A 24,421-nucleotide genomic window follows, 5' to 3' on the forward strand; every position below is an offset into this window, starting at 1 on the left:
CTCTAACAGAACAACATGGACATTGTACCAAACCCTCGGAAATTTTGCAAGTTTTTCCGAGGGTTTTTTACAACTTTTTTTCTACTCAAACTCTACCTTTTTCCCATACACTAAAAGCATCATGAACTCTTTTTCATAGAATGAGTAAAAACTACACCTCCTGTCAAAATCCATACAACTCCCCCTACAATTCTCCCAACTATCCCAAGCACTTCCTGTTCCCAGTATATCCCCGGAAATTCCTTTCTCCCCTTAATTCCATCCACAATCTCCCTCCATTTTCCACTCCAGAAGCTAAAGTCTGACCACTGCGCCGGAACAAAATCGCGGGTGAAAGAGATACTGTAACGAATTCCAATGGCAATTCCAAGCACCATAAGAATCTTTCCCACTATTCCATACCATTTTGCATATTTTCCCTCTGCGCTTTTACACCATTTAAAAAAACACCGGAATAAGAAGAAAAATATGACCCAAAACGGCAAGGCAACCAAAATTCTGGCAATGGAACAATAAAAGCTTCCATGAAACATATACCCTTCTTGAAAGAGTCCCAGACTGCTTTTTATTTCTTCCATCCTGGTTGCCGGTGGTACTTCCGAAGACCATACCTCCACATACGGCATCATTTCTTCTTTCTTTGTCTGATACAGCGCAAATATTGACTCCTCAGAATCTAGTACCCCTCGCACTTGATACTCTTTCTCCTCATACTGTATCACATTTCCCACAACATCTTCTGCCCCGAACAGTTTCCACGCAAGTCCACTACTTATAACACATCCGTTTCCATCCTCCTGAAAAGTAAATCCTCCGTATTTCATGGAAAATGGAAACACGCGTGCCATATTTCCATACACCTTAATTACATTTCCTTCTACCCGCTGCTGCATTTGGGGCTGATAGATTTCTTGTCCCCGCTCCATTTTCCATGCCGTAATCTCCATTTGCCCAACACTTTTTACATTCTCTGAACTCTCCTGTTTCTCTGCGCTTTCTCGTTGTTTTTTGTTGTACTCTTCTATCTGCGCTCCTGATAACATTCCTGTTTCATAACGAAGTCCCGACTGATGCGAAAAGCAATTCAGTTCTTTCCATTGATATATTATATAGAAAAATCCCAAACACACTGCCAAAAGTAATATGCCATATGCTATCTTTTTTCTCATTCTTCTACCCTCACCCGGTCTCCTGCCAACACGCTTTTTTCGCTAGAAACAATTATCTTTGAATCCAGTTGGATTGCTCCTTCTATTGCTGCTTGCGTATCATCCTTATCTAATATCTTTATAGGAATTCTTTCTGCCTTTGTTTCCTCTCCCAAAATAGAATTTTGATTTCGTATTCCTAAACAGTAATACCCATTATTATCCTGATGAATGGCTGTAAGAGGTAAGACTGTTTGATATTTTTCCTCTGATTCCTTTACTATGGAAAAAGAAGCATAACCGGTTGTAACCTCCATATTTTCCGGAAGTACTGCGCTAAGCCAAACAACATCTTCCGAACTATTCTCTTCCTTAGATTTTTTAAGAGCAATCTGTGTAATCTCCGCTTTAATTTCCTCTTGTCCGGGTATTTTTATTGAGATACTGTCACCTTGCGCCAACTTTTCTCTGGCTTCTTTCGGTACCTCTGCCGAAAAAACCATTCCACCTGTTCCAATGCTGATAAATTCACTTCCACTTGTGAGTGTTCCTGCAGTCACAGATTTGTTCTGGAAAATCCCTTTTTCTGCTGCACAAATTTTTCCTTCTTGTGCAATTAAATCTTCCACCACTTTCAAATTTCTTTCTGCTTCTTCCACACTTAATTGTGCTCCATCTACCGTATAGTCTGCCGTTTTTTTTGCTTTGGCATTATTCTGTCTGGTTACCTCATCATTTTTCTTCGCTCCCTCTAAGGACTGCTGTGCTTGGGATAAACTTTGCGTTGCTGTACTAAGACGACTTTCGCTTTCTGTAAGAACCCCTTCTAGTTCTTCCTGTTTCTCTTTGTAACCTTCCTCCTCGGGATTCATGGTCGCCAATACCTGATTATAGTTATCCTGTGCCTGTTGTTTTGCTGCTAACGCTTGATTGTATTCCGCTTGTGCCTGGTTCAACGTTTTCTGTGCATTCTCTTCTTCCGGTACCCATGCATCTTCCTGCTGACTCAGTTTCGCCTGTTCCAACTGAATCTGCGCCTGTTCCAGAACCCCTTGCAATTCTTCGCGCTTTTTTTCCAATTGTTCCTTCTGAAACTGTATCAAAACATCGCCTTCATTCACACTAGTTCCATTTTCCAGACAAGATTCTACCAAAAATCCATTTGGCATCAAATAGGTACTCTTCGTTGTAGTCTCAACCTCTCCTTTTCCTTTCATTTGATAAGTAATTTTTCCCGCTTTTGCCTTCTGCACTTTCACCCTTGGTATTGTCATAGAATCTGCAATTCTGGATATTATGGTACAGATTGCCACCACTGCAAAAAATATTATTAATGCTTTTCCGTATAATTTTCTTCTACTTTTTTCCATTTCTGTTTCCTCACTATTACTCTTTTAACCCGGATGCCGCAATTCCCTGTTCCAAATAACTCTGTCCCCACAAAAACAGTAACACTGCCGGAAGCATCATAATTACTGATGCACAAAAGGACACACCCATTTTATCCACTGTAATATTGGGCAAATATAAAGATAATGGCCACTTAGACTTTGTCTCTAAAAATGTCATTGGTTGTTCTATCGCATTCCAATACTCCAAAAAACTCAAGATTATCGCTGACAAAATCCCCGGTCTCGCCATCGGAACTGCCACATATCTGAAAATGCGAAACTCTCCTGCCCCGTCTATTGCTGCTGCTTCCAAAAGCGGCTTGGGAATTTCTCGAAAAGTCTTTGTAATAATAAACACAGAAAAAGTAGCAAAAATTCCAGGCAATATAATCGCTCCGTGGGTATCTAATAAGTTCATTTTGTTTAATACCAAATAACTAGATACCATGGTAACCTGAAAGGGAAGAATCATAAGTAACATATATAAATGAAATAATATTTTTTTCCCAGGAAAGACAAAATGTGCAAATGCCCATGCTGCCGGGACACCAATCAATACTTGCCCTATCAGTATAGGAAAAACCTGCTTACAAGAATTCCAGAACATCACAAAGAACCCAAGAGAATCCAACAATAATTCTACATACCCTTTTAATGTCGGATAAGAAGGTAACGCATGGAGTTTTGCCGTATTTCCATTCGAAAGAAGTACTCCACCAAAACAATCTATGATTTCCTGCTCTCCATAAAAAGAACAGATAAGCAGTATCAGTACAGGAAGCCATACCAATAGTGCCAATATCACTAGTAATACTCTTCCACACTTCCCTTTCAGCCATCTGATGATTCTTGCATTTTTTATTCTAGCCATCTTCTCATTCCTGACTCCTTTCATTTCGATACCACACCAGGGACATAATCACTAGCATCACAATTGCCATCACTACCGATGCTGCTGTCATTTTTTGTATATCCAGACTAACAAACCAGTTATTAAACAAGTGCTGCATCATATAGATACTTTCATGCGGATAGTCACCGGCAATCAAATACGCTTCCCGGAAAACCTTAAAGCAGTTTACCAGCGATAAAATTCCAATAACGAATACTGAGGAACGAAGCCCCGGCAATGTCACATAACGAAAGGTCTGCCATCTTCCTGCTCCATCTACACTTGCCGCTTCATATCTTTCTTTTGGAATGGCTGCAAGTCCCGCAAGCCACAGAATCATATCATATCCTACATTTTTCCACAGATAGGTAAATACCAGAACGCCAAATGCCTTTTCACTGTTCATCCAATCCACCGGTGACAAGCCAAATAGCCTTACTCCTTCGTTAAAGAAACCATTCCGGTCCAGAAACAACCGCCACAACAACACCACGGATGCCACCGGAATTGCCATCGGAAATAAAAACGTAGTCTTAAAAAACTCCTGATACCCTTTCAACCCATTAATCAACAATGCGCATACAAGAGAAACCAATAACAACAATGGAATACAAATTAAAATAAATTTTATCGTGTTTCCTGCTGCCAGTTGAAATGCCTCATTTTGGAAAACACTTTCATAATTACTGATTCCTGCAAATTCCTTTCCCATAGCATCCAGAAAAGAACGTCTTACCACATCCGCAAATGGAACCAAAACAAAGACGGCTACTCCCAGAAGGCTGGGTGCCAGGAACAATAGTCCCAGCACCCACTTTGGTACTTTTTTATTCCGAACGGTAGGTATCCACTTTTGCTTTGATTGCCTGAACGGTTGCATCCAATTCCTGATTGCCTTCATAGTATGCTTTCGCCTCTTCCATTATCATATCCTGTAACACACTGTCTGCCTGTGCCGGTTGTATTAATTCGTTCGTTTTCTTCACAAAATCTTCAATCTCTGATACTAATGGCATTGCGAAACTATATGTCGCTCCATCCTCACTTGCATCACCCACCATGATATGTGAATATGTTCCATCCGCACTCTTCTCCGCTTCTAAACTCTCTCTTCCTTTTTCTTTCAACTTTTCTGCTGCATTCTGATTTATAGGGAATCCATCTGTCAAATCACACTTTTGCACCTCATCAGAAAACAATACCTTTAAAAATTCTTCTGCCAGTTCTGTATTCTCAGATGCACTATTAATTCCTACGACACCATGAGGTACAAAGGTCCCCTTATGTAAGTTTAACGGATAACCCTTTTCTCGTATTACTGCATTTGGCATCATCATGTCAAAAACAGAACGCATTTCCACAGTAGCTAACTGTGATTCTTCTAACACTGCCATCAAATTTCCCACATCCCAGTCAGAAATATAGAATCCCGATAAGTCTTCCAGATTTTCTCCTGTTTCTTCATCTATATAACTTGTCTCAATTTCAGCATTATCCAATTCTCCGATTCTTTTCGCACAAGAAATACACTGTTCCAGTTTCTCTTCATTTACCTTTCCATCTTTATCAAACAACTCATCGTAATACATATTTACAAAAAATCTGGTCAAAGATCCATAACTGGAAAATGATACAATTTTTTGTCCTTCATGGGTATCTAGCCAATTTTCCAGCGTATCCAGACTTTCCAACGTATCTATTACTTCCTGATTTCCCATAAGAACCGGAACACCATATTTTACCGGCATACCATAGATTTTATCGCCTTTCTCACGATAACACTCTGCTACATTCTTTTGCAATGTTCCGTCGTCAATCAACGGATTAATTACATTAGAAATATCTTTCAATACCCCTTTTTCGATAAACGATGCTACCGGAAGGTCATCTAAAACTAATACGTCTGCACCACTCTTATTAAGCAATTCTGTATTTAGCACGCGAATCTTATCTGCTCTGGTCGTAGATGCATCTGCTTCACCTGTCTTATAAGATACTTCAACCTCCGGATGCTGCTGCTGGAACACACTGATTGCCTGCCGTATGGTATCATTTTCATCCAAACTATAGATACTCAATTTTTTCTCTTGCTTTGTCTTTGCATTTTCATCGTAATAGTAATGTTTTAACTCCATGGACTGGCCTGCGGAATACAATGCATAAAAATCATCCTCTTCTCCTTTTACAAATCCCCATACCCTGGCGTTTGGCATTCCCATGGTCATATTTTCGCCTTCTACTAAAGTCTCCACCAACGTTCCTTCCGGATTCATATGATGAATGCCAGCTGCATTCAGGTAATAAATTTCATTATTCTCCGCTAAAACAATTTTACCATTTCGCACATCAGCCCCATACTCGGTAGATGCCAGTTCTTTCTGCTTATCTACATCCCACACTGTAAAGCCTTTATTATCCAAACTTGGAATTGCAATTTTATTTCCCGAAACACTAACCGGATTTTCTGCATCCGTAGCATTTTTTTCATACTCAAAAGTATGTAACGCTTCTCCATCATTCGGATTATATACTGTTGCCCCTTCTGTCCCTGTCAAAACAATATTTCCATTTTCCATAACATATAATCCGGTTCCAAACGTATAATATTCTGCATTCAAATCGTCACCCTTTGATTCATTCAATACCGGTATGTTTATTTCTTCTGCCGTTCCCTCTCCTGTTTGTTTTAACAGATGCATTTTTTCTTCTCCATCTGCTACAACAGCATAGTTATTTCCATCTGCTCCTGCTGCAAGGCTAACCACATATCCATCAGAAATCTGATTCAACCATGAAGCATCTTCTTTCTTCCACTCTTTGGCATCAGATGAAACATATTTAACATTTTCTCCGCTTTCATTGACGGCATATACCTCCAACTCACCTTTCTCATTTTTAACTAAGTCAGAAAGTTCATCTCCTGGTTCTGTTGGAAGTTTCACCTCTTCCTCTACATATTTTCCGGTAGCACCATTTCCATTATAATCGCTACCTCCTTTGTCTTTATCACCGCACCCACTAAGAAGCCCTGTTACCATGCCCAGACTTAACATAAGTGCTGTTATCCGTTTTAATCTCATGTTTTTCCTCCATTTCATTTTCTTTTCTGAATACTATCCTACCAAAATAATCTCTAAAAAACTTTTAAGGAATTTAGAATTTTATAGAGATTTTTTAGAGATTTTTCTGTTATACTTATACAAATAAGAAAGTTTAGAAAGGATTACCTATGCGAATATTAATAATAGAAGATGACCCGGCTCTTTGCGATGCACTCAAAAGTCAATTGGAAAATGCCGGATATGATGTTGATTTATGTAGTAGTGGTACAGATGCCCCTTTTTACATCATGCAGAAAAATGCTGATTTGATTTTACTAGACCGCATGCTTCCCGGCATCGATGGTCTTACCATTCTCAAAATGATGCGCCAAAATCAAATTCATACTCCAGTCATACTGGCTACCGCCATGGATCAGATTGAAGACCGGATTGAGGGATTAGACTGTGGGGCAGATGACTATATCGTGAAGCCCTATGATGTAAAGGAACTGATGGCAAGAATTCGTGCTCTAACCAGACGCCCGATGCAAATGACGAGCACCACAACCCTAACTTATCTGGACTTATCTCTGGATTGCGAACAATATACCATAAACTGTGGCGAAACAGAATTGACTCTCTCAAAGAAGGAAGCAGCTCTCTTTGAGTACTTTTTAAAAAATCCCGAAAAAACCCTTTCTCGCGAATTATTGTTATCCCATGTGTGGGGTGCGGATTGTACCGTAGAGGATGGTAATTTGGACAACTATATTCACTTTGCCCGAAAACGGCTAAAAACATTGAAAAGTAACGCTGTTTTAAAAACAGTCCACGGTGTAGGTTATCGTCTGGAACATATATAGGAGGTTCTTATGCTGCTGCAATTAAGGAAAAAACTAACATTGCTTTATACTTTTATCACCGGACTGATTCTAACTATGGTAGTCGTTACCCTTGCCATCATTACCAGTCAATCCAATAATCGTCAGCAAGAAACTTTGTTCACGAACCAGCTCATGACAATTACTAACAAACTGCAATATGACTCCAAAATTAGCCAAGACTGGCTTTCCTCCATGGAATGCGACAATGGATTAATGATACATATTGAAGAAAATCAACGACCGCTGCAATATATCGGTTTCTCCCCTAATGCCACTGACCGTTCTATCCTTCTGGAACGTGCACGTCAAAAGGCTTTGGAAGAATCTGTAGATTCCCGCATCCCCCCAGTTTCCACTTCTTTGGTAAAAAGTGAACTTTTTACCATTCAGGGAGATTATCATGATTCCTATCAGGGGATGGTCGTCGTCTTTTCTGTCAAAAACAGTTACTTTTCTCTCATACTGCTTCGGGATATTACGTCTACTCAGCAGCGTATATTTTATCAGATGCTTCTATTTGCACTGGCCGACATTGTTGGTATTCTCTGCCTTCTGTTCGCCAATTGGAAATTTGTAGGGAAGTCCTTAGAACCTATCCGCATTAATGAAGAAAAGCAACATGCCTTTATTGCTGCTGCTTCCCATGAACTTCGTTCTCCTCTTGCGGTCATCAATGCATCTACAGATGCCATTAGCTCTTCTAAAGATGATACGGAACATTTTATCACTAATATTAAGTCAGAATGCCGCCGAATGTCACGACTGATTCAAGACCTTCTGCTACTTGCCTCATCTAAAAGCAATGCGTGGTCCTTGGCAAAGGAAAAACTGGATATGGATACCTTACTTTTAAATATTTTTGAAAAATATCAGCCCCTCTGTAGTTCAAAAAATATCCCATTAAAGTTGGAATTACCGGACGACAGTCTGCCTGTTATCCAGGGAGATGGCGAACGTATTGCCCATGTTATCTCCATCTTCTTAGACAACGGAATTGCCTATGCCCCTTCCGGGACTGTCCTTACTTTACGGGCATTCGTACAAAAACATACACTCACTTGTTCTGTAATAGACCATGGCCCCGGTATTTCTGATGAACAAAAGGAACATGTTTTTGAATATTTTTATCGTTCTGATGCTTCCCGCAAAGATAAGCAGCACTTTGGTCTGGGATTGTGTGTTGCTAGGGAACTTACAAGACTTTCCGGCGGACGCATCGAACTTACCGATACACCGGGTGGAGGTTGTACTTTTTCCCTTGTACTTCCTCTCCTTTAAAAAGGGAGTCACATTACTGTGACTCCTCTTGTGTAAGTACAACTGGTTTTCCAGTGCACAACAACTTTCCATCCTTTACCTGTACCGGCTGCCCATCAATCTGATTGATATATTCTCCATCGGAAATCGGAACCTTCACTTCTGCCTGTTTTCCTCTCATGCTAAAAATACCCACTTTCTTTCGACAGGCATTTTCTCGCACCAGACACGCAATATCATTCTCATCATCTGCAACAGCCTGAAATGAATCATCACTGTCTAGTTTCTGTTTTTTAATATCAGCAAGTGTACGCAAGTAACTGCTGATATCTTTTCCTGTATGAAAATCCACCATATCCTTTTCAAACAAACTTGGCGTATGTGTATTTTCGAATTCCTGCCCTGCATAAATTAATGTCGTTCCCTTTAAGAAATAAAGGAACGCCGTATAATTAAGCAGTATGTTCTCATCTTTAATGTAAGAACAGATTCTTGCTGTATCATGATTTTCCAAATAACGCATCTTATTATAATTTACAGGATACATTCCCTCTTGAAAATTCAACATATCCAGATAATGTGATAATTGAATTTCTCCCTTTATATAGCGTTCAAAGACTTCCCGCACATCATACTCATATTCCATATCAAAGGCTTCATACATCTCATAATCCAATGCAGAATAAAAACCCGACTTACGCGCAACAATTCCAAAGCCCGGATGCACCGTCTCTGCCAACCATATGCAATTGGGATTCACTTTACTTACTGCCTCTCTTGCACTTTTCCAAAATTCCAACGGTACAAAAGAAGCTACATCACATCGAAAACCATCTACAATCTGTGCCCACTGAACCAAAGATGCAATCTGATATTCCCACAACTGCTTATTAGAGTAGTCCAAGTCAATTACATCTGCCCAATCACCTATCTTATTTCCAACACTTCCATCTTCACGGCGATAGAAAAATTCCGGATGTTCCTTTAACAAAGTGGAATCCGGTGAGGTATGATTGTATACCACGTCAATGATGCACTTCATTCCCTTTGCATGAATTGCTTCTACTAAATGTTTAAATTCCTCCATGGTTCCATATTCTGGATTCGTTGTCCGATAATCCTTATTTGCATAAGGACATCCCAGACTTCCTTTCTTTCCCTCTACACCAATTGGATGAATTGGCATAAACCAGATGATATCCACTCCCAAATCCCGAATTCGGTCAAGATCCGGCTCAATAGCGGCAAATGTCCCCTCTTCTGTGTGGTTTCGAACATACACCGAATAAATCACCTGTTTTTGAAGATTCTTATCTGTTTTCTGTGCCATTTTTTCCTTCTCCTTTTTTAACTTTATTTTTTTCTTCTTATCTTTAAATAGATTTTAGCTGCCATCTCTCGCATCTGATTAAAGAACATAATAAACGTTGGTATCAACAGTAACATACACCCTAATATGAGCGTACTCCCCAGATTTAACTTCGTAATAGAAAACATCTCCGGTACATAACATATAGCCCCTATCAGCAACACTACCATTACCCCAAACAGTGCATAATGCCATTTTCGGAAGGGTACACATACCTTATATACCATATAGAATCCCACTGCCGTAACCAAGAGTGCTGTAATCGTAGACGTCTGCGTACTATCAATCTCAAATGCATATTGAAACATAACGATAATAATGATAATACACAGGTCTGTTAATGCCGCCGGCAATGCACGATAGATGACTTTTCGCAAAAACTTTCCACTAACCTTCGATTCATTTGGTTCCAATGCCAACACGAAGGAAGGCATTCCTATGGTCAAAAAACTCATCAAAGTTAATTGTGATGGAACTAACGGATATTCAAACACCGCTATAATGGATATGATAGCAAGAAAAATGGAAAAAATATTTTTTACTAAATACAGTGATGCAGTACGTTCAATATTATTGATAACACGCCGTCCTTCTGCCACTACTAGAGGCATATCCGAAAAGTCTGAATTTAAAAGCACCAGTTCTGCCACTCCTGCTGCCGCCTCACTACCACCAGCCATAGCAATTCCACAATCTGCAGATTTTAATGCAAGCACATCATTGACACCATCACCGGTCATTGCCACTGTATGCCCCTGTTTCTGTAATGCCTGTACCAACTGACGCTTCTGTTCCGGCTTTACTCTTCCAAATACGGTATATTTCTCTGCCGCCACTTCAACTTCCTTCTTATTTTTCACCGTTGTCATATCGATATAACTTTCTGCACCTTCAATTCCAGCTTCTAATGCAACGGCTGAAACTGTTGTCGGACTATCTCCGGAAATCACCTTTACTGTTACCTGATTTTCCCTAAAATACTCAAACGTTTCCTTTGCAGAAGGACGAATTGGATTCTTCAAGGTAACCAACGCCAACGGCGTTTTTTCCTGTAAAAAGAGTAGCACTCGTGCCCCCGTAGATGCATATTTCTCTGCCTGTTTTATAACATCCGACTCCGGTTCCTTCCATAATATGTCCGGCGCTCCCAGGTAATACGTATCATTTTCCCCATAAGTAACGGAACTGTATTTATTTTTTGAAGAAAATGCTTCTATTTTTACTGCTTTTCGACCACCGGAAGTTCTTTCCTTAAAATATTCCTTTAATGCCTTCATGGTTTCGTTATCATCTGCCATATTCCCTGCAAACTCCGCAATTCGGCTTCTTAGTTCTTCCTCTGTCATATCTTCTTTTAATTTTACAATTTCAGACACTTCCATCTTTGACTCTGTAATCGTTCCGGTCTTATCCACACAAAGCATATCCACTCGTGCCAGAGTCTCTGTGCTCTTTAAATCCTGTACCAGAATCTTTTTCTGGGCAAGTCGTCCTACACTGACTGCTAAAGCCACACTAACCAGAAGATATAGCCCCTCCGGTATCATTCCGATAATGGCGGCAGCAGTATTTTCCACACTTTCTTTTACATCTAGTCCCAACACGTCATACTGGCGTAAAAACAGCAGGACTCCAATAGGTACAATAAACACACCTATAATATAAAGCAAGTGCGTCAAAGACTTCATCATTCCCGGTTTTTTCTGTCGTGTAGTCTTCTGGGCTTCTGCGGTAAGTCTTGCACCATAAGATTCTTCGCCTACCTTTGTCAGTCTGGCATAACACTCACCTGAAATCACATAACTTCCGGAAAACAATTCCTTCCCCGGAGTTTTTGTAATTTCATCCGATTCTCCCGTCAGCAAACCTTCATTTACCTGTATTTCGCCATTTACAACTTCTCCATCTGCATGAATCTGGCTTCCGGCTCCATAATAAACAATATCATCCTCTACCAGTTCATCCGTATCAACCTCACAGACTTTCCCTTCTCGTACTACCTTTGCCTTTGTCTTTGCCAATAAACTTAAATCATCCAACTTTTTCTTTGACATAAGCTCCTGCACAATTCCAATTGCTGTATTCAACACAATAATAACAATAAAGGTCAGTTCCTTAAAAGAACCTACCACAATCAGAATAACCGCAAGAAACACAAAAATCATGTTGAAAAATGTAAATACATTTTCCAACACGATTTTTCCTACTGATTTCGTGGCAGAGGTATCAAGTATATTTACCCGTCCCTCTTCTATTCTTTCTTCTACTTCTTCTCTGGTCAATCCTTTTTCTATAATATCAAGCACTTCTTCCACCGCCAATCTTTTGTCTCTATTACATCCTTCTTTATAAATAAGTATTTCCATTTTCTTACAATCTATTATAATTATAGTGCTTGATAGGACGATTTTCAATTAATATTGTATTAATAATTTCTTTTCTATTGCCTGTTGTATGGAACGATAGTAGATAACATCCTTCCGATCTACGGTATCTACACTTTCGTCTACATAAGTATCGACGGCTTTTAACTTCCCTGTTGCCACATCAAAGGAATATGTTTCTATCACAGGACTACTTCCGACCAAATCTCCCACTAGTAATTTTTCATTTGGAAGATAGGTCAAATAAAATCCTGTTTCCATATAAAAATCTAGCAATGCACCGTTTTCACTATCACTTTCCGCATTCGTAATCTGCTTTACCTCATCATTCTGTGCATCATAGTAGTAAAGTTCTAGGAAATAAGGACTTGTATAAGTACAGCTTTCTTCTGAGACTTCCATCATTTGAAATACCTCTGGCATTACAACCATTATCGGTGTTTCGCTTCCTTCTACATCCAACAAGGCATATCCATTTCCCTCTGTCTGCAAACTCTCGGCAAAAGCAATATACGCTTCCTTCCACTCATCATTTACCTGCTCTTCTTCCTCAACTGTTTCTACTTCCGGTGTTTCTACAACTTCCTGCTGTTCTTCTGGTTGTTCTTCCTGTATCTCATCCTGCTGCATCTCTTCTGCCACTTCCTGCACCTCTGCATCATTATCTTTTGCAGAAAAAATCACCGCAGCCGCGCCACCACAAACAGCTAATCCAATGGCAGCTCCTATCACCACTTTTTTCGCTGTAAGTGTGCCTATTGTTTTACCTGCTTTGGCAGCTACCGCTTTACCTCCACCGACAGCTTGTGATTCCAGTAGCGTACTTAATGGTAACTGTATAGCCTGTGCTGACAAGGAATCCTGACGTAACAGATATAAGAAGAATGGAATTGGAGCAAGTGTATACAGCTTGGTACCTTTCTTTTCCAATTCTAATACCTGTTCCTTGATATTCTTTCTTCCATAATTCAAACGACTTTTTACCGTATTTTCTGATACCCCGAGTGTTTCTGCTATTTCCTTCACACTCATTTCTTCCACGTAAAACATCATAATACACATACGCTGTTCATCTGACAGAGTACTAATCATCTCCTGTACCAGTCGTGATGTTTCTGCCTGGTCATAAGACAATTCCGGTTGATTGTCAATTCTGTCATCTTCGAATGAGGCCTCAATATCTGAATCCTCTTCCGTTTCCATTTGCGAAAACAGAATTACCTTCCGTTTCTTTAATTCATCCAAAGCTGTAGTTGCAACCACTCTTGCAAACCATGCATTGAATTTTTCCGCTTCCTGCAACTGTTCCAGATTCTTGAATGCTTTTACATAAGCGTCCTGCAATACATCAAGCGCTGCATCTTCCTGCTTCATATATTTCATGGCTACATAATAACTTTTCTGATAAGTTTCTTCATATAAATATTGAAACCCTGCTTCATTTCCTTCTTTCGCTAATCTTACAGCTTCTCTTATGTCCATACTATTCTCCTTCATTGGTCTGTTTTCTTATTTTCATCATAATACTATTCCAGAGCCACCTTACTTTTTCAGATGGCAATTTCGCATATTTCATTTCGTTTTTTAATGCTATCTGGAAAAATTTTATTTCTTTCATTTCACATTCCCCTTCTTCTCCTATTATAGCAATACCAATTTTTATATGGCAATATTTTTATTTGCAATATCTCATATATTCCTCCGCGGCTTCTATATCCTTCTCCGCCTGCTTTTTCAAATGTCTTGCAACAAAATACGGTAAGAAGAAAAGGACATAAAGCCCTGCAAAGAAACACATAGCTCCAATACCTAAATCAATTGGAAAGTAAGGAACCACAAACCATCCAAACTTAGCAAAGTTCCAAGACCATTTTGCAGCTACTGAAAATCCTCCGATTTTATGATAGCAGATGCACGCTAACTACCAATCTCAACTTTTCTTCTGCATTTGCCTTTGCCTCCAGTGCATATGCATAATTATCAAATACTAATTCCTCATATAAATTTTTCTTTTCCATAACTTATCCTTCTTTCTCCGATATGAAATCGGTTTTTATTTTTTGTTTCTACTTTTATGACGACTGAATTTTTTGTTGGGTTTTAAATTTCTAAAAATTTTTCAAAAATTTCATTTACCATTATGCTCCTCGAATACTCATGCAAGCATGGAATTCTCATCACCACTCGCGAAAAAAAGTGGAAGTACCGATTTTTCAGTACTTCCACTCTTGGTAACAATATTCAATTATACTTATCATCAATCAACCAATTTTTGCCATATATATCGGATAAATTTCCTGTTATCAATTTCATAACTTTTTTTGTCATATAGTGTGCAATTACATAAAGATAAAAAATCCTTATCAGATAATATATCTAATTTAGTGATATTAGGATTATCATTAGGAACTTCCCTGAATCCATTAATCCACAAAAATCCGCCAGTATTAAGACAATCTATCAGCTTAATATATAGCTTAGGTTCTAACCGGTAATGATTAATAATTATTACATCATATTTGTTTGAATCAATAAATACATCATCACCTGATAAGTCTACTAAGTCAGTTTTTACTTTAAGATTCTGTTTTTTACAAAAGTAGTCTAGCCTGTTTAATGCCTCTTCACTAAAGTCAATAGCATGGACGTGATATCCTAATCCTGCTAAATAAATTGCATTTCTTCCATCTCCACAGGCGATATCTAAAGCATTACCTGTTGGAGAAAAGTACTTCATATCTTCTTCTAAACATTTTTCATGCTGCATAATCGTTAATTTTCTCATTTTAAATCGCTCATTCCACCAATGAGAGTCACCCATATATTCCATTGCTTAGTCCTCTAATAATATATTTAGATAAATTCTAATTCGTTTATCATTCTTCTACAACTTCTCCATGTATACTCACCCTGCACTCATCTGGACATTTTGCATCAAACTTTTAAACACAAAAAAAATCGGAAGTGTTGAAAATCAACACTTCCAATCTTCTTACTAATGAGCGTGCCGGGGTTCGAACCCGGGACAACTTGATTAAAAGTCAAGTGCTCTACCAACTGAGCTACACACCCGTATTTAACTGGGCTAGCTGGATTCGAACCAGCGTCTGCAGCAGTCAAAGTGCTGTGCCTTACCGCTTGGCGATAGCCCAATAAATTATAAGCAGCGATGCTTATAAAAAATAAGACTCATCGCTAAAGGGTGGATACAGGGATTCGAACCCTGGGCCTCCAGAGCCACAATCTGGCGCGCTAACCAACTGCGCTATACCCACCATAGAAAAATTGCTGGAAAACTCCAGCATCTTAACTCTCAACCATGAGTTTCTCATATGCTACGCTATCGACGCAAATGAGATAATGTGCTCGAAGGGATTCGAACCCCCGACCCACGGCTTAGAAGGCCGTTGCTCTATCCAGCTGAGCTACGAACACATAGCCTTGAATTTCATAGGCAAAGCGGGTGATGGGAATCGAACCCACGTATCCAGCTTGGAAGGCTGGTGTTCTACCATTGAACTACACCCGCATATCAGTCGGGGTGACAGGATTCGAACCTGCGACCTCCTGGTCCCAAACCAGGCGCTCTAGCCAAGCTGAGCCACACCCCGAAGGTTATTTATTTTCCGGTATTATCCGTGACGCAAGATATATTATATGCGATAGAAATGTAAATGTCAACAACTTTTTTTATTTTTTTTAATTTTTTTATTCCAGGTATTCGATTGAAAAATGTGCTTCACCATTCTTATCAAACTCCATAATTGCATAAGACGGTTTTCGCCCCTCCTGACGCGGATAAGAAAGGCTTCCCGGATTCAATGCTATAATTCCTTTTCCCCGTTCCAGAAGCGGTCTATGGGTATGTCCAAACATAACAATATCCATATCTCTACCTGCTGCCTCTTTCTTAATGTCTTCTACTCCGGCAGACACATAATAATAATGTCCATGTGTAATCAATACCTTATACTTTCCTATTTGAAGTTCCTTTTCCTTTGGCAACGTAGAAAAAAAGTCATTATTTCCTGCCACAATTTCCAATGGGCAACCTGCCATATCGGCAATATCATCTTCATAACCTTCTGCATCTCCCAGATGAATCATGAGATCTATCCTTCCTTCCCGTTCCAGAACTCGAATAAGGTTCTCATGATGCTTATGGGTATCACTGACAATCAATACCTTCATAATAATATTCTACCTCTCTGCAAGCCTTTCCTTCATAGCCCGAAGTGCTTTTCCTCTATGACTCAACTCATTTTTTACTTCTGCTGATAATTCTGCTGTAGAACAGTTATATTGATCTACATAAAATATTGGATCATAACCAAATCCATTGGTTCCTGCTTCCTTCCAACCAATATATCCTTCTATGGTTCCTTCTGTTGTAATCACTTCTTTATTTGGAAGAACTGCTGCAATCGCGCATACAAATCTTGCAGTACGTTTTTCTTTTGGTACACCTTCCAGACGGTCTATAATATTCTGATTCTTTCTTTTATAAGATGTATCTTCTCCCATATACCGTGCCGAATAGATTCCCGGCTCCTTATTTAAATAATCTACCTCTAATCCTGAATCATCCGCTAATACGATTGCCTGCTGTGCTTGCGGAGCTGCTGCAACTGCCTTTGCTTTGATAATAGCATTTTCAGCAAAGGTTGTCCCATCCTCGATAATATCCAACGTAATCCCCGCTTCTTTCATAGATAGAATTTCTACATCCTCTCCTGCAAGAATTTCTCGTATCTCTCTCATCTTTCCCTGATTTCCTGTTGCAAATATAATCTTTTTCATACAATCCTCCAACCCTTTTGAGATTTCTTTTAATATCCCTCTTGTAACGCCCTTACAATGGCATTATAAATTCCCTGCGCAGCCTGTTGCTGGTATTCGTCTGTTCGTAACTTATCAAGTTCTGTCTGATTTGTCATAAACCCTACCTCTATCAACGCCACTGGTACCTGACTATTGCGTATAATATAAATGCTGTTTCCGGCTGTTAATCCGTTATTTTTACTTCCTATCGCAGCCGTAGTCTCTTCTAAACAAATCTCAGCTAAGTGCTTACTGCTAAGACCTTCTTCACTTTTCAGTTCATCATACATAACTTCTGTTCCATTATACTCTGACATAACGCCATCTGTTGTTGAGTTATTATGTATACTAATAAAAAGGTCTGCTCCTGCTTTATTCGCAAGCTGCGCCCGTTGTTCAAAGGTTGGATTATTATCTTCTGTACGGGTATAGTATACCCCTATATTTTGATTATTTTGGTCCAAAATTGCCTTCAGCTTTAATAAAATTCCTAGATTCAAATCCTTTTCCTGTATGCCCTGTTTAATGGCTCCCGGCGCTCTTCCACCATGACCTGCATCAATTACTACTACTTTATCATATATCTCCTGTGGCGTACGGAAATCCACATATAAAAAGCCATCCTCTACCGTACTTTCCACTTCATATACGGCATCCATGGTAATATCAATTACACCATTTTCCATATAAAGCTCATCAATATGATTACTTTTTCCCAGCAATGGATGAGAATCAAAATAATCCTTTCCCGCCCCCGGTATGGTAATGGTAATCAACTGTTTCACATAATTATTTTCAATCTCAATCTCTTCCTGACGAGTTCCTTCGGGAAGTTCCAAACGAAGCTGTTGTGTAAAAGCAACTTCCTCTTCTTCTGCCTTCGCTGTATCATAATCCAGTTTTTCCACACCGGACATCTGCATCTTCTCTTGTTCTGCCTTCACCTTCGGAAACTGTCCCAGCACAAAAATAGCTGCTACTGTAGTCAGTGTGAGTACTACTATTGAAATTTTTAATATTTTTTCTTGCATATCACACTGCCTCCTCCAGGTCTCTTATCTGTTACCTATTATCTGTATATGCCTTCAGACATAAATTGCACTTTTGACTTTCTTCTGTATTTTCCCACTGATTTCCTCTCAGACTAATATATCCTTCCCCATCACTTAAGTCTACATCTGCAGTAAACTCATCTGCTGCATATTCTATTGCCATTGGCCGCTCAGACCCTGGTGTAGTAATATGGAGAACAATTGCATACTTTTCTCCCGGTTCTACGCTAAATCCTTTTTCAAAATCAATGGTATAGTATCCTGCATTGGAAACCTTTCCACTCGCTGCTAATACTCGATTCGCAAGAGAATCCACATTTTGAAAATCCTTTACCACATATATTTCATAAGAAGTTTCTTTTCCTGTTGCATAAAAACCTGCTGCTTTTATCGTTTCCTGCCCTGCTGCAGTATATACATTTGCAGCATAAAGGCTGTCCTGACTATACCCAAGCTGTCCTACCCAGCCACACAGATCCGACTGATAAATACTGTCATAATTATCCGTTTCTTCAATTCCGGTGTAAACTACGTTGTGATTTCCTATATTTACATCATAATAGGAAACATAAAAAACTCCATTGTCACCAAATCCGTCTCCCCAGCTATTCTGACAAATGAAAGCTCCGTCACCTTCCACTTCCATTTTAAAATTGTCCTTGGAATAATTATCATCCCAGCCAATAATAAGAATCTCATGATTTGGTTTTTCCGCCCCCATATAACAATATGCATAAGCATCACTGTTATAATATGGTGAATTACTCTGCGAACTTCTAAGGGCGCTATAAATAGCAGTCTGTACACCACCATATTTAAATACAGCTTCTTTTATTTTTTCAAAATCTTTTCCGTCAATCATCTGTATCTCCTGTACATGCTTCACAGGAGTCAAATCATCCGGGGATTCCCCGTCTCCATAAGGATCATCTTCTTCATACACAGGTCCCTGCCATGCGGTAAGATATGCCATTCCCATAGTGTACTCTCCCCCATCTGCTTGTTTCAGTACAAAACTATTTTGCAAAGACATATGATCCGGTGCAAAAACATCTTCTTCCTCTGGCATTAAAGCAGATTCCATCGCAGATAGTGCCGCAAATGCCCAACAAGTTCCATATCTCCCCTGATTTTTAATCTGAGGAGTTCTATTCTTCTCGCGCAAATCATAACGTGGCGGTAAAATACTTGTCTCTTCTGCATTATTTACTGCTACCGCCTGATTCTCACTTATATTCCAATGATAGTTAAAATTAAGCTTGTCCGCTACCGTCTCTATCGGAACATAATACTCTCCATCCTTGTAAGTCATCGAAGAGGAAATTGCCTCTTTTTCATTATTAATAGAAACTTCCGGATTATCTAACTGAAATGTAATCTCGTCAGAACGCTTTTCTATCAAAAGCTCTGCATCATCGTATACATGGGCACTACAATTAAAACTGTCTCTTAACGTTGAGGCAGGTACCATGATGTTGAGATTCTGATCCATATAGATTCCACTATCTTTGTTTGTCATTTCCTTATTATCTACTAAAACAGAAAGAAGCTGTTCATTGACGCTTTCTGCTATCAACGGATTCCATATGGTACTTTCCAACTGAGCCCCCCGAAACGTCTCTACTTCTTCACTCTTGCTTCCTATTCCATTAAATTTAATTACTACTGCCAAAAACAGTATGATTGTCATTACAACATATCTTTTTGAATAACGCACTTTTTCCCTCTTTATCCCTGCTGTTTATTTCTTTTTGGTGGTTTCGGACCTAAAAACTGATAAAAGTAAGTCTTTAGCATCCCATTATAAATCTTACGATTCTTGTCTGCCCTTCTTCCTATATAACGCTCCGTGTCCGAATAACTAGTAATCATATAAGCAGACCAACTGTCCAGTCTACGAAATGCCTCTCCAATCTCGGTATAAAGCTCCGGTAATGCTTCTTTTTCTTCCAAACGCTCTCCATAAGGAGGATTGGTTATAATAAAGCCATACTTTTTGGGATGACTTAATGCACTGACCGGACGCTGCTGAAAGTGAATCAGATGATCCACTCCCGCTCGCTTTGCATTTTCCCTTGCTGCCTTCACTACTTCTCCATCGATATCATATCCCTGAATGTCTACTTCAATATCCGTATTCACCTGCTCCGCTGCCTCTTCTACGGTATCGTACCAAAGCTGTCTGTCAATCAGGTTTGTCCAATTCTCCGCTGTAAAGTTACGATTCATTCCCGGTGCAATACCTGCTGCCATCATGGCTGCTTCGATTGGAAAAGTTCCACTTCCGCAAAACGGGTCAATCAGAATTCTATCTTTTTTCCATGGTGTCAACATAATCAATGCTGCTGCCAATGTCTCTGTAATAGGAGCCTTGCTGGTCATGGTACGATATCCACGCTTATGAAGTGATTCTCCTGACGTATCAATTGCAACCGTTACTTCATCCTTCATAAGAAAAAGACGCAATGGATAAGATGCCCCCGTTTCCTCGAACCAATTAATATGATACTTCTGCTTTAACCGCTCCACCATTGCTTTTTTTACAATGGACTGTATATCCGATGGACTGAATAACTTACTCTTAATAGAAGAAGCCTTCGCCACCCAAAATTTGCCGTCCTCCGGTATGTAATTCTCCCATGGAATTGCCTTAATCCCTTCAAAAAGCTCATCAAAGGTCTCTGCATGAAACTGCCCCGCCTTCAATAATACTCTTTCTGCCGTGCGCAGAAAAATATTGGCACGGCAGATTGCTTCTTCATCTCCTAGGAAAGTGACCCTTCCATCTTCCACCTTTGTAATATCATATCCCAAGTCATATATTTCTTTTTTCAATACTGCTTCCAATCCAAAATGACAGGGAGCAATCAATTCGTATGTTTTCATTCTATTCTCCATTACTTGCCCTTTTTCGCTTATAGTTCTATATTATCTTCTCTAATCTGCACTGTCAATCATTTTGTATATTTTGAAGTATTGCCTGAATCCCTCCTACTACGGTTACAGTGCGATATCCTTCCCGACTCAATTCCCTTGCTGCTTTGAGGCTGCTTGCCCCTCTATCACAGTATAAAATATACGTTTTATCCTTTGGCAAATATTTCTTGTACATTTCCAACTGGGCATAGGGAATATTTCTTGCACCTTCTACATGCATTTCTTCAAATTCTTCTACACTTCTCAGATCAATGACCCAAGTATCCGGTCTCTTTCTGTATTCCTCAAATTCCCTTATACTAATTGTCTGAAATTCCATATTACCACCTCGTAAAGAATTCCGCTTGCAACTCTGTTTTTCCTACTATATAAAAACAGATTACCGGTTTCTTTTGTTCCCGGTAATCCGTTTCTACATTATATTATGCAATTTTTTTTATTTTGTACCACTTATCTCTCATAAGAGTTTTGACAACTAGAACCATTTGCATTTGATGCTTTGTTCTGAGATGCTTTGTTCTGGGACGCTCTGTTCTGAGATTCCTTATCCTGAGAATAAGCATTTCTCACGTTCTCAGACCCACTATTAGTACCTCTGTTTTGCATATCACTATTTTTTGCCATGAATTAATCCCTCCTAATTTCTTACTGCATCTATAGTATCTGAAACATCTTTTTATTTTATTCAAAATTTTTTTATTTTTTTTTAATTTACCATTGCTTTTTTTGAAATTATATATTATAATCTTTTTTGTAAGAAGGATTTCTCCTTCAGAAATTCTTTTTACAAGTTATACCCCTTATTAATTATTTATACTCCCCTCATAGAAAAGACCAGTGGCTCCCCCTCTGGTCTTTTCTCCATTAATTTAAAAACAACACTACCTCATATACATTTAAAAAGCCATATGAAAGAATTACACACTTAGCGTTTTCTCTTTCATATGGCTTTTCTTTTTTATAGTTCGTAAAACTCACGATTAATCTGCAACTCTGGTGTAATCTCGCCGCCCTTCTTCTGATAACGGTCATACCACAATTCCACATGACGAATCTTTCTGCCTTTTAGTATCTCATACTTTTCAAAAATATCACGATACATTGGATTTGCCACTAATGCCTTACGTACTTCCTTACTAAACGGACAATAACGGAAAATAATATCCCTGGATACCTTGTTCAGACGGAAACTTCCTCGTGATTCATACTTAATCCAATTCTGATAATCTTTTACAAAGACTTCTCTAAAATTATTCTTTGCTTTGTAAAGTGCATTTTTCACCTTTTCTCTTGCCTCTGCACTCAGTTCATGATTCTTACGATAATATTGAATATAATCATTGTATTCTGAAGTAAGCGAAGGCTCCGTAATATCGTTCCAACGCACTCCCTGTATTTTACGACACATCTCCCAACGGAAACGTCCTGATACTTCTATCATCATTTCGCCAACATCTGCAACGGTCATAATCGGGAATACAAATCGTGCCGGTGTATCTTTTTTGATTCCTGCTGTCTCCTGCCACATCATTGCCTTACTTCCGGCATTTGGCATCAAAATAACATTCGGCAGCACTTCTTTTTGAATCATCTCACGATTAATATCTTTTTCCGGAGCAGAGAAAGCAACTTCCCGATAAAACAACGAAAAATCTATTCGACGAATAGCATCAATTGCTTCATTTATTTTCTCTGCTGTTACCAGCATATTCTCCACTGAATTGATGATATCATGTTCACATAAAATCGGACAAAATGTAGATATCTTACCATAAGTAGCGCGATTTGTAGATACAAACATGTTGTGCATCTCGTATTGTACCTTTTCCCGCAAATCTCCAGCCATACGTTTCTGTTCTTCTACACTAATTTTACCTGTCTTCTTCAATTCATTTAAATATGCCGTATAGTCCAAATCGAATTCATTTCGGCATGGTTCATTCTCACCACTTAAAATGCTTTTAAGCCACTCATACATAGTAAACACATTGTCCGCCTTACAGCGATACAACTCGTCCGTCAAATCATGAAGACTGCTTGCATTGTCTTCTCCTGCCAATCTTTCATCCACAAGACCAAAGTTTAAAAACATCTTTATAGCAACCGGCACTTTTTCCTCTTCTACAGAACGCCAAAATGCCAGTTCATATATTTCATAAAATGCCTGCGACATCTGACGACGCAACTTTCTTACGTCATCTGAAGTAGACAAAATATCCGGAAGATTCTTGTATTCCTCTAACTGTCCTCGGAAAATTCTTCCCTTTTCTTCATCATATCTACTGTAAGCCAAAATTTGTGTCAGATAATCGCCTCTTTCTTCTTCCGGCTCATCCTCGGCCTCTTCTTCTGACCAAATCTCCGTTTCTTCAAATTCTGCCTGATAGAAATCATAACTCCGATAAGAAGTAAAACGAATATCCATTAATGACTCATCATAGAGATTACTACTCTTTATGTATTCCATAATTTCCGAAATCTTCACAAATACCGGCTCTAAATCCATCCCAGTCGGTGCCGCTTTTTTCGCCAAATCAAAGTAAAGTTGAAACAAATCCTCCTCCGTTGAAGAAAGCAACAGTTCTTTCTGAAGTTGCAAATACTGCTTTATCGTCTCAATTAGGGAGAGTGCCTTTGACATCCAGCAAGCTGCATTCAGTATTTCTCCGATTCCTACTGAAAAATCCCGCATTAAAAACTGGTCTATTGTCTTTAACGACAACGTTGACATTTTTTCATAATATTCAATAGTCCAATTCTCAATTTTATCATTTATTTGTACCGGCATTGCCAGATTCATCCGCTGAAAACTCTTTTCCGGCATTTCATAATCATTACAAAGTCTTTTATATTCCTCACTCATATTCATCAAAAAACGATAATATTCCTGAGCCATTCTATAAAAGGCAGTATACCTTCTCAACAAAATAGAAGTCTGACGCATTGCCGACATGGTAAAAACAGAAACATATTTTTCTTCATTTTCAAAAATCTGCTTATAATCCTCTGGCACTTTATAACTATAGCAATAGCATATGCACTCTGTATTAGCAATATAGTCGCATATATAAATGCCGGAACCGCTTTCCATCAATCCAATAATGCTTCCTGCCTCCATGTCAAACTCATCATTTTTGGAAACAGCACGTACGCTTCCTTGCAAAATTACATATAACCCCTTAACTCTTTCCCCCCTTCTCAGAAATTTTTTTCCCTTACTTACTTTTACCGTTTCCATATTTCCC

Annotated in this window: 20 protein-coding genes and 6 tRNA genes; 2 read left to right on the forward strand and 24 right to left on the reverse strand. The window is 39.0% G+C overall.

The window, feature by feature from the left end; translation table 11 throughout:
- Positions 1-119: 119 nt before the first annotated feature.
- From BIV20_RS12520 to BIV20_RS12540, 5 genes are read right to left on the reverse strand one after another with little or no spacing between them, the layout of a single operon-like run.
- Complete coding sequence (locus BIV20_RS12520) at positions 120-1,169, reverse strand: ABC transporter permease (protein ID WP_075721030.1); 1,050 nt, start codon at positions 1,167-1,169, stop codon at positions 120-122.
- The gene (locus tag BIV20_RS12525) at positions 1,166-2,518 is read right to left on the reverse strand and encodes a hypothetical protein (RefSeq protein WP_075721031.1); all 1,353 of its coding nucleotides are present in this window, start codon (positions 2,516-2,518) and stop codon (positions 1,166-1,168) included. Before BIV20_RS12525 ends, BIV20_RS12520 begins: the two co-directional genes overlap by 4 nt.
- A 16-nt stretch (positions 2,519-2,534) precedes the next feature.
- Positions 2,535-3,410, reverse strand: a complete 876-nt coding sequence (locus BIV20_RS12530) for a carbohydrate ABC transporter permease (protein WP_242939841.1) — start codon at positions 3,408-3,410, stop codon at positions 2,535-2,537.
- Between the two features lie 4 nt (positions 3,411-3,414).
- Positions 3,415-4,332: a carbohydrate ABC transporter permease gene (locus tag BIV20_RS12535; RefSeq protein WP_242939842.1), complete on the reverse strand. Its 918-nt coding sequence runs from the start codon at positions 4,330-4,332 to the stop codon at positions 3,415-3,417.
- Positions 4,259-6,511: an ABC transporter substrate-binding protein gene (locus tag BIV20_RS12540; RefSeq protein ID WP_075721033.1), complete on the reverse strand. Its 2,253-nt coding sequence runs from the start codon at positions 6,509-6,511 to the stop codon at positions 4,259-4,261. Before BIV20_RS12540 ends, BIV20_RS12535 begins: the two co-directional genes overlap by 74 nt.
- Before the next feature lie 149 nt (positions 6,512-6,660).
- Here BIV20_RS12540 and BIV20_RS12545 point away from each other — a divergent pair, with 149 nt between their 5' ends.
- Both BIV20_RS12545 and BIV20_RS12550 read left to right on the forward strand, forming a co-directional pair.
- Positions 6,661-7,335, forward strand: coding sequence for a response regulator transcription factor (locus BIV20_RS12545; protein ID WP_075721034.1), 675 nt, complete (start codon positions 6,661-6,663; stop codon positions 7,333-7,335).
- 9 nt (positions 7,336-7,344) lie between these two features.
- Positions 7,345-8,634 carry a sensor histidine kinase gene (locus BIV20_RS12550; RefSeq protein WP_075721035.1) on the forward strand — a complete coding sequence of 430 codons (1,290 nt, stop codon included), beginning with the start codon at positions 7,345-7,347 and terminating at the stop codon, positions 8,632-8,634.
- A gap of 13 nt (positions 8,635-8,647) precedes the next feature.
- Here BIV20_RS12550 and BIV20_RS12555 read toward each other — a convergent pair whose 3' ends face one another.
- The 19 genes from BIV20_RS12555 to BIV20_RS12645 all read right to left on the reverse strand — a co-directional run bounded on the left by BIV20_RS12555 (position 8,648) and on the right by BIV20_RS12645 (position 24,414).
- Positions 8,648-9,943, reverse strand: coding sequence for an alpha-amylase family glycosyl hydrolase (locus tag BIV20_RS12555; RefSeq protein WP_075721036.1), 1,296 nt, complete (start codon positions 9,941-9,943; stop codon positions 8,648-8,650).
- Positions 9,944-9,966: 23 nt separating this feature from the next.
- Positions 9,967-12,348: an HAD-IC family P-type ATPase gene (locus BIV20_RS12560; protein WP_242939843.1), complete on the reverse strand. Its 2,382-nt coding sequence runs from the start codon at positions 12,346-12,348 to the stop codon at positions 9,967-9,969.
- A gap of 48 nt (positions 12,349-12,396) precedes the next feature.
- Complete coding sequence (locus BIV20_RS12565) at positions 12,397-13,848, reverse strand: RNA polymerase sigma factor (protein ID WP_075721037.1); 1,452 nt, start codon at positions 13,846-13,848, stop codon at positions 12,397-12,399.
- Between the two features lies 1 nt (position 13,849).
- Positions 13,850-13,984 carry a hypothetical protein gene (locus BIV20_RS12570; protein WP_278335676.1) on the reverse strand — a complete coding sequence of 45 codons (135 nt, stop codon included), beginning with the start codon at positions 13,982-13,984 and terminating at the stop codon, positions 13,850-13,852.
- Between the two features lie 639 nt (positions 13,985-14,623).
- Complete coding sequence (locus BIV20_RS12575) at positions 14,624-15,196, reverse strand: class I SAM-dependent methyltransferase (protein WP_075721038.1); 573 nt, start codon at positions 15,194-15,196, stop codon at positions 14,624-14,626.
- A 169-nt stretch (positions 15,197-15,365) separates the two neighbouring features.
- Positions 15,366-15,438 (reverse strand) — tRNA-Lys (locus tag BIV20_RS12580).
- Positions 15,439-15,446: 8 nt separating this feature from the next.
- A tRNA-Gln gene (locus BIV20_RS12585) sits at positions 15,447-15,518 on the reverse strand.
- A gap of 49 nt (positions 15,519-15,567) precedes the next feature.
- A tRNA-His gene (locus BIV20_RS12590) sits at positions 15,568-15,641 on the reverse strand.
- Positions 15,642-15,727: 86 nt separating this feature from the next.
- Positions 15,728-15,801: transfer RNA gene (locus tag BIV20_RS12595), tRNA-Arg, on the reverse strand.
- Positions 15,802-15,824: 23 nt separating this feature from the next.
- Positions 15,825-15,895, reverse strand: a tRNA-Gly gene (locus BIV20_RS12600).
- A 7-nt stretch (positions 15,896-15,902) separates the two neighbouring features.
- Positions 15,903-15,977, reverse strand: a tRNA-Pro gene (locus BIV20_RS12605).
- 97 nt (positions 15,978-16,074) lie between these two features.
- On the reverse strand, positions 16,075-16,557 hold the full coding sequence (locus BIV20_RS12610) for a metallophosphoesterase family protein (protein WP_075721039.1): 483 nt from the start codon (positions 16,555-16,557) through the stop codon (positions 16,075-16,077).
- 9 nt (positions 16,558-16,566) lie between these two features.
- Positions 16,567-17,166, reverse strand: coding sequence for an XTP/dITP diphosphatase (locus BIV20_RS12615; RefSeq protein WP_075721040.1), 600 nt, complete (start codon positions 17,164-17,166; stop codon positions 16,567-16,569).
- 29 nt (positions 17,167-17,195) lie between these two features.
- Complete coding sequence (locus tag BIV20_RS12620) at positions 17,196-18,218, reverse strand: N-acetylmuramoyl-L-alanine amidase (protein ID WP_075721041.1); 1,023 nt, start codon at positions 18,216-18,218, stop codon at positions 17,196-17,198.
- Between the two features lie 31 nt (positions 18,219-18,249).
- The gene (locus BIV20_RS12625; RefSeq protein ID WP_075721042.1) at positions 18,250-19,956 is read right to left on the reverse strand and encodes a lectin like domain-containing protein; all 1,707 of its coding nucleotides are present in this window, start codon (positions 19,954-19,956) and stop codon (positions 18,250-18,252) included.
- 11 nt (positions 19,957-19,967) lie between these two features.
- Positions 19,968-21,125 carry a THUMP domain-containing class I SAM-dependent RNA methyltransferase gene (locus BIV20_RS12630; RefSeq protein ID WP_075721043.1) on the reverse strand — a complete coding sequence of 386 codons (1,158 nt, stop codon included), beginning with the start codon at positions 21,123-21,125 and terminating at the stop codon, positions 19,968-19,970.
- A 64-nt stretch (positions 21,126-21,189) separates the two neighbouring features.
- Positions 21,190-21,495, reverse strand: coding sequence for a rhodanese-like domain-containing protein (locus BIV20_RS12635; RefSeq protein ID WP_075721044.1), 306 nt, complete (start codon positions 21,493-21,495; stop codon positions 21,190-21,192).
- A 131-nt stretch (positions 21,496-21,626) separates the two neighbouring features.
- Positions 21,627-21,800 carry a hypothetical protein gene (locus tag BIV20_RS12640; RefSeq protein WP_158024932.1) on the reverse strand — a complete coding sequence of 58 codons (174 nt, stop codon included), beginning with the start codon at positions 21,798-21,800 and terminating at the stop codon, positions 21,627-21,629.
- Between the two features lie 334 nt (positions 21,801-22,134).
- Positions 22,135-24,414, reverse strand: a complete 2,280-nt coding sequence (locus tag BIV20_RS12645) for a cyclic nucleotide-binding domain-containing protein (protein WP_075721045.1) — start codon at positions 24,412-24,414, stop codon at positions 22,135-22,137.
- Positions 24,415-24,421: the final 7 nt, after the last annotated feature.

This window comes from Roseburia sp. 499 (assembly GCF_001940225.2).
Lineage (GTDB): Bacteria > Bacillota > Clostridia > Lachnospirales > Lachnospiraceae > Petralouisia.

Bases quoted from the DNA above. Each gene is read 5' to 3' on its own strand.
- BIV20_RS12560 (WP_242939843.1), bottom strand. From the start codon at position 12,348: ATGGAAATACTTATTTATAAAGAAGGATGTAATAGAGACAAAAGATTG.
- BIV20_RS12630 (WP_075721043.1), bottom strand. From the start codon at position 21,125: ATGAAAACATACGAATTGATTGCTCCCTGTCATTTTGGATTGGAAGCA.
- BIV20_RS12565 (WP_075721037.1), bottom strand. From the start codon at position 13,848: ATGGACATAAGAGAAGCTGTAAGATTAGCGAAAGAAGGAAATGAAGCA.
- BIV20_RS12525 (WP_075721031.1), bottom strand. From the start codon at position 2,518: ATGGAAAAAAGTAGAAGAAAATTATACGGAAAAGCATTAATAATATTT.
- BIV20_RS12540 (WP_075721033.1), bottom strand. From the start codon at position 6,511: ATGAGATTAAAACGGATAACAGCACTTATGTTAAGTCTGGGCATGGTA.
- BIV20_RS12610 (WP_075721039.1), bottom strand. From the start codon at position 16,557: ATGAAGGTATTGATTGTCAGTGATACCCATAAGCATCATGAGAACCTT.
- BIV20_RS12635 (WP_075721044.1), bottom strand. From the start codon at position 21,495: ATGGAATTTCAGACAATTAGTATAAGGGAATTTGAGGAATACAGAAAG.
- BIV20_RS12535 (WP_242939842.1), bottom strand. From the start codon at position 4,332: ATGAAGGCAATCAGGAATTGGATGCAACCGTTCAGGCAATCAAAGCAA.
- BIV20_RS12615 (WP_075721040.1), bottom strand. From the start codon at position 17,166: ATGAAAAAGATTATATTTGCAACAGGAAATCAGGGAAAGATGAGAGAG.
- BIV20_RS12545 (WP_075721034.1), top strand. From the start codon at position 6,661: ATGCGAATATTAATAATAGAAGATGACCCGGCTCTTTGCGATGCACTC.
- BIV20_RS12520 (WP_075721030.1), bottom strand. From the start codon at position 1,169: ATGAGAAAAAAGATAGCATATGGCATATTACTTTTGGCAGTGTGTTTG.
- BIV20_RS12570 (WP_278335676.1), bottom strand. From the start codon at position 13,984: ATGAAAGAAATAAAATTTTTCCAGATAGCATTAAAAAACGAAATGAAA.
- BIV20_RS12555 (WP_075721036.1), bottom strand. From the start codon at position 9,943: ATGGCACAGAAAACAGATAAGAATCTTCAAAAACAGGTGATTTATTCG.
- BIV20_RS12550 (WP_075721035.1), top strand. From the start codon at position 7,345: ATGCTGCTGCAATTAAGGAAAAAACTAACATTGCTTTATACTTTTATC.
- BIV20_RS12640 (WP_158024932.1), bottom strand. From the start codon at position 21,800: ATGGCAAAAAATAGTGATATGCAAAACAGAGGTACTAATAGTGGGTCT.
- BIV20_RS12645 (WP_075721045.1), bottom strand. From the start codon at position 24,414: ATGGAAACGGTAAAAGTAAGTAAGGGAAAAAAATTTCTGAGAAGGGGG.
- BIV20_RS12620 (WP_075721041.1), bottom strand. From the start codon at position 18,218: ATGCAAGAAAAAATATTAAAAATTTCAATAGTAGTACTCACACTGACT.
- BIV20_RS12575 (WP_075721038.1), bottom strand. From the start codon at position 15,196: ATGGAATATATGGGTGACTCTCATTGGTGGAATGAGCGATTTAAAATG.
- BIV20_RS12530 (WP_242939841.1), bottom strand. From the start codon at position 3,410: ATGGCTAGAATAAAAAATGCAAGAATCATCAGATGGCTGAAAGGGAAG.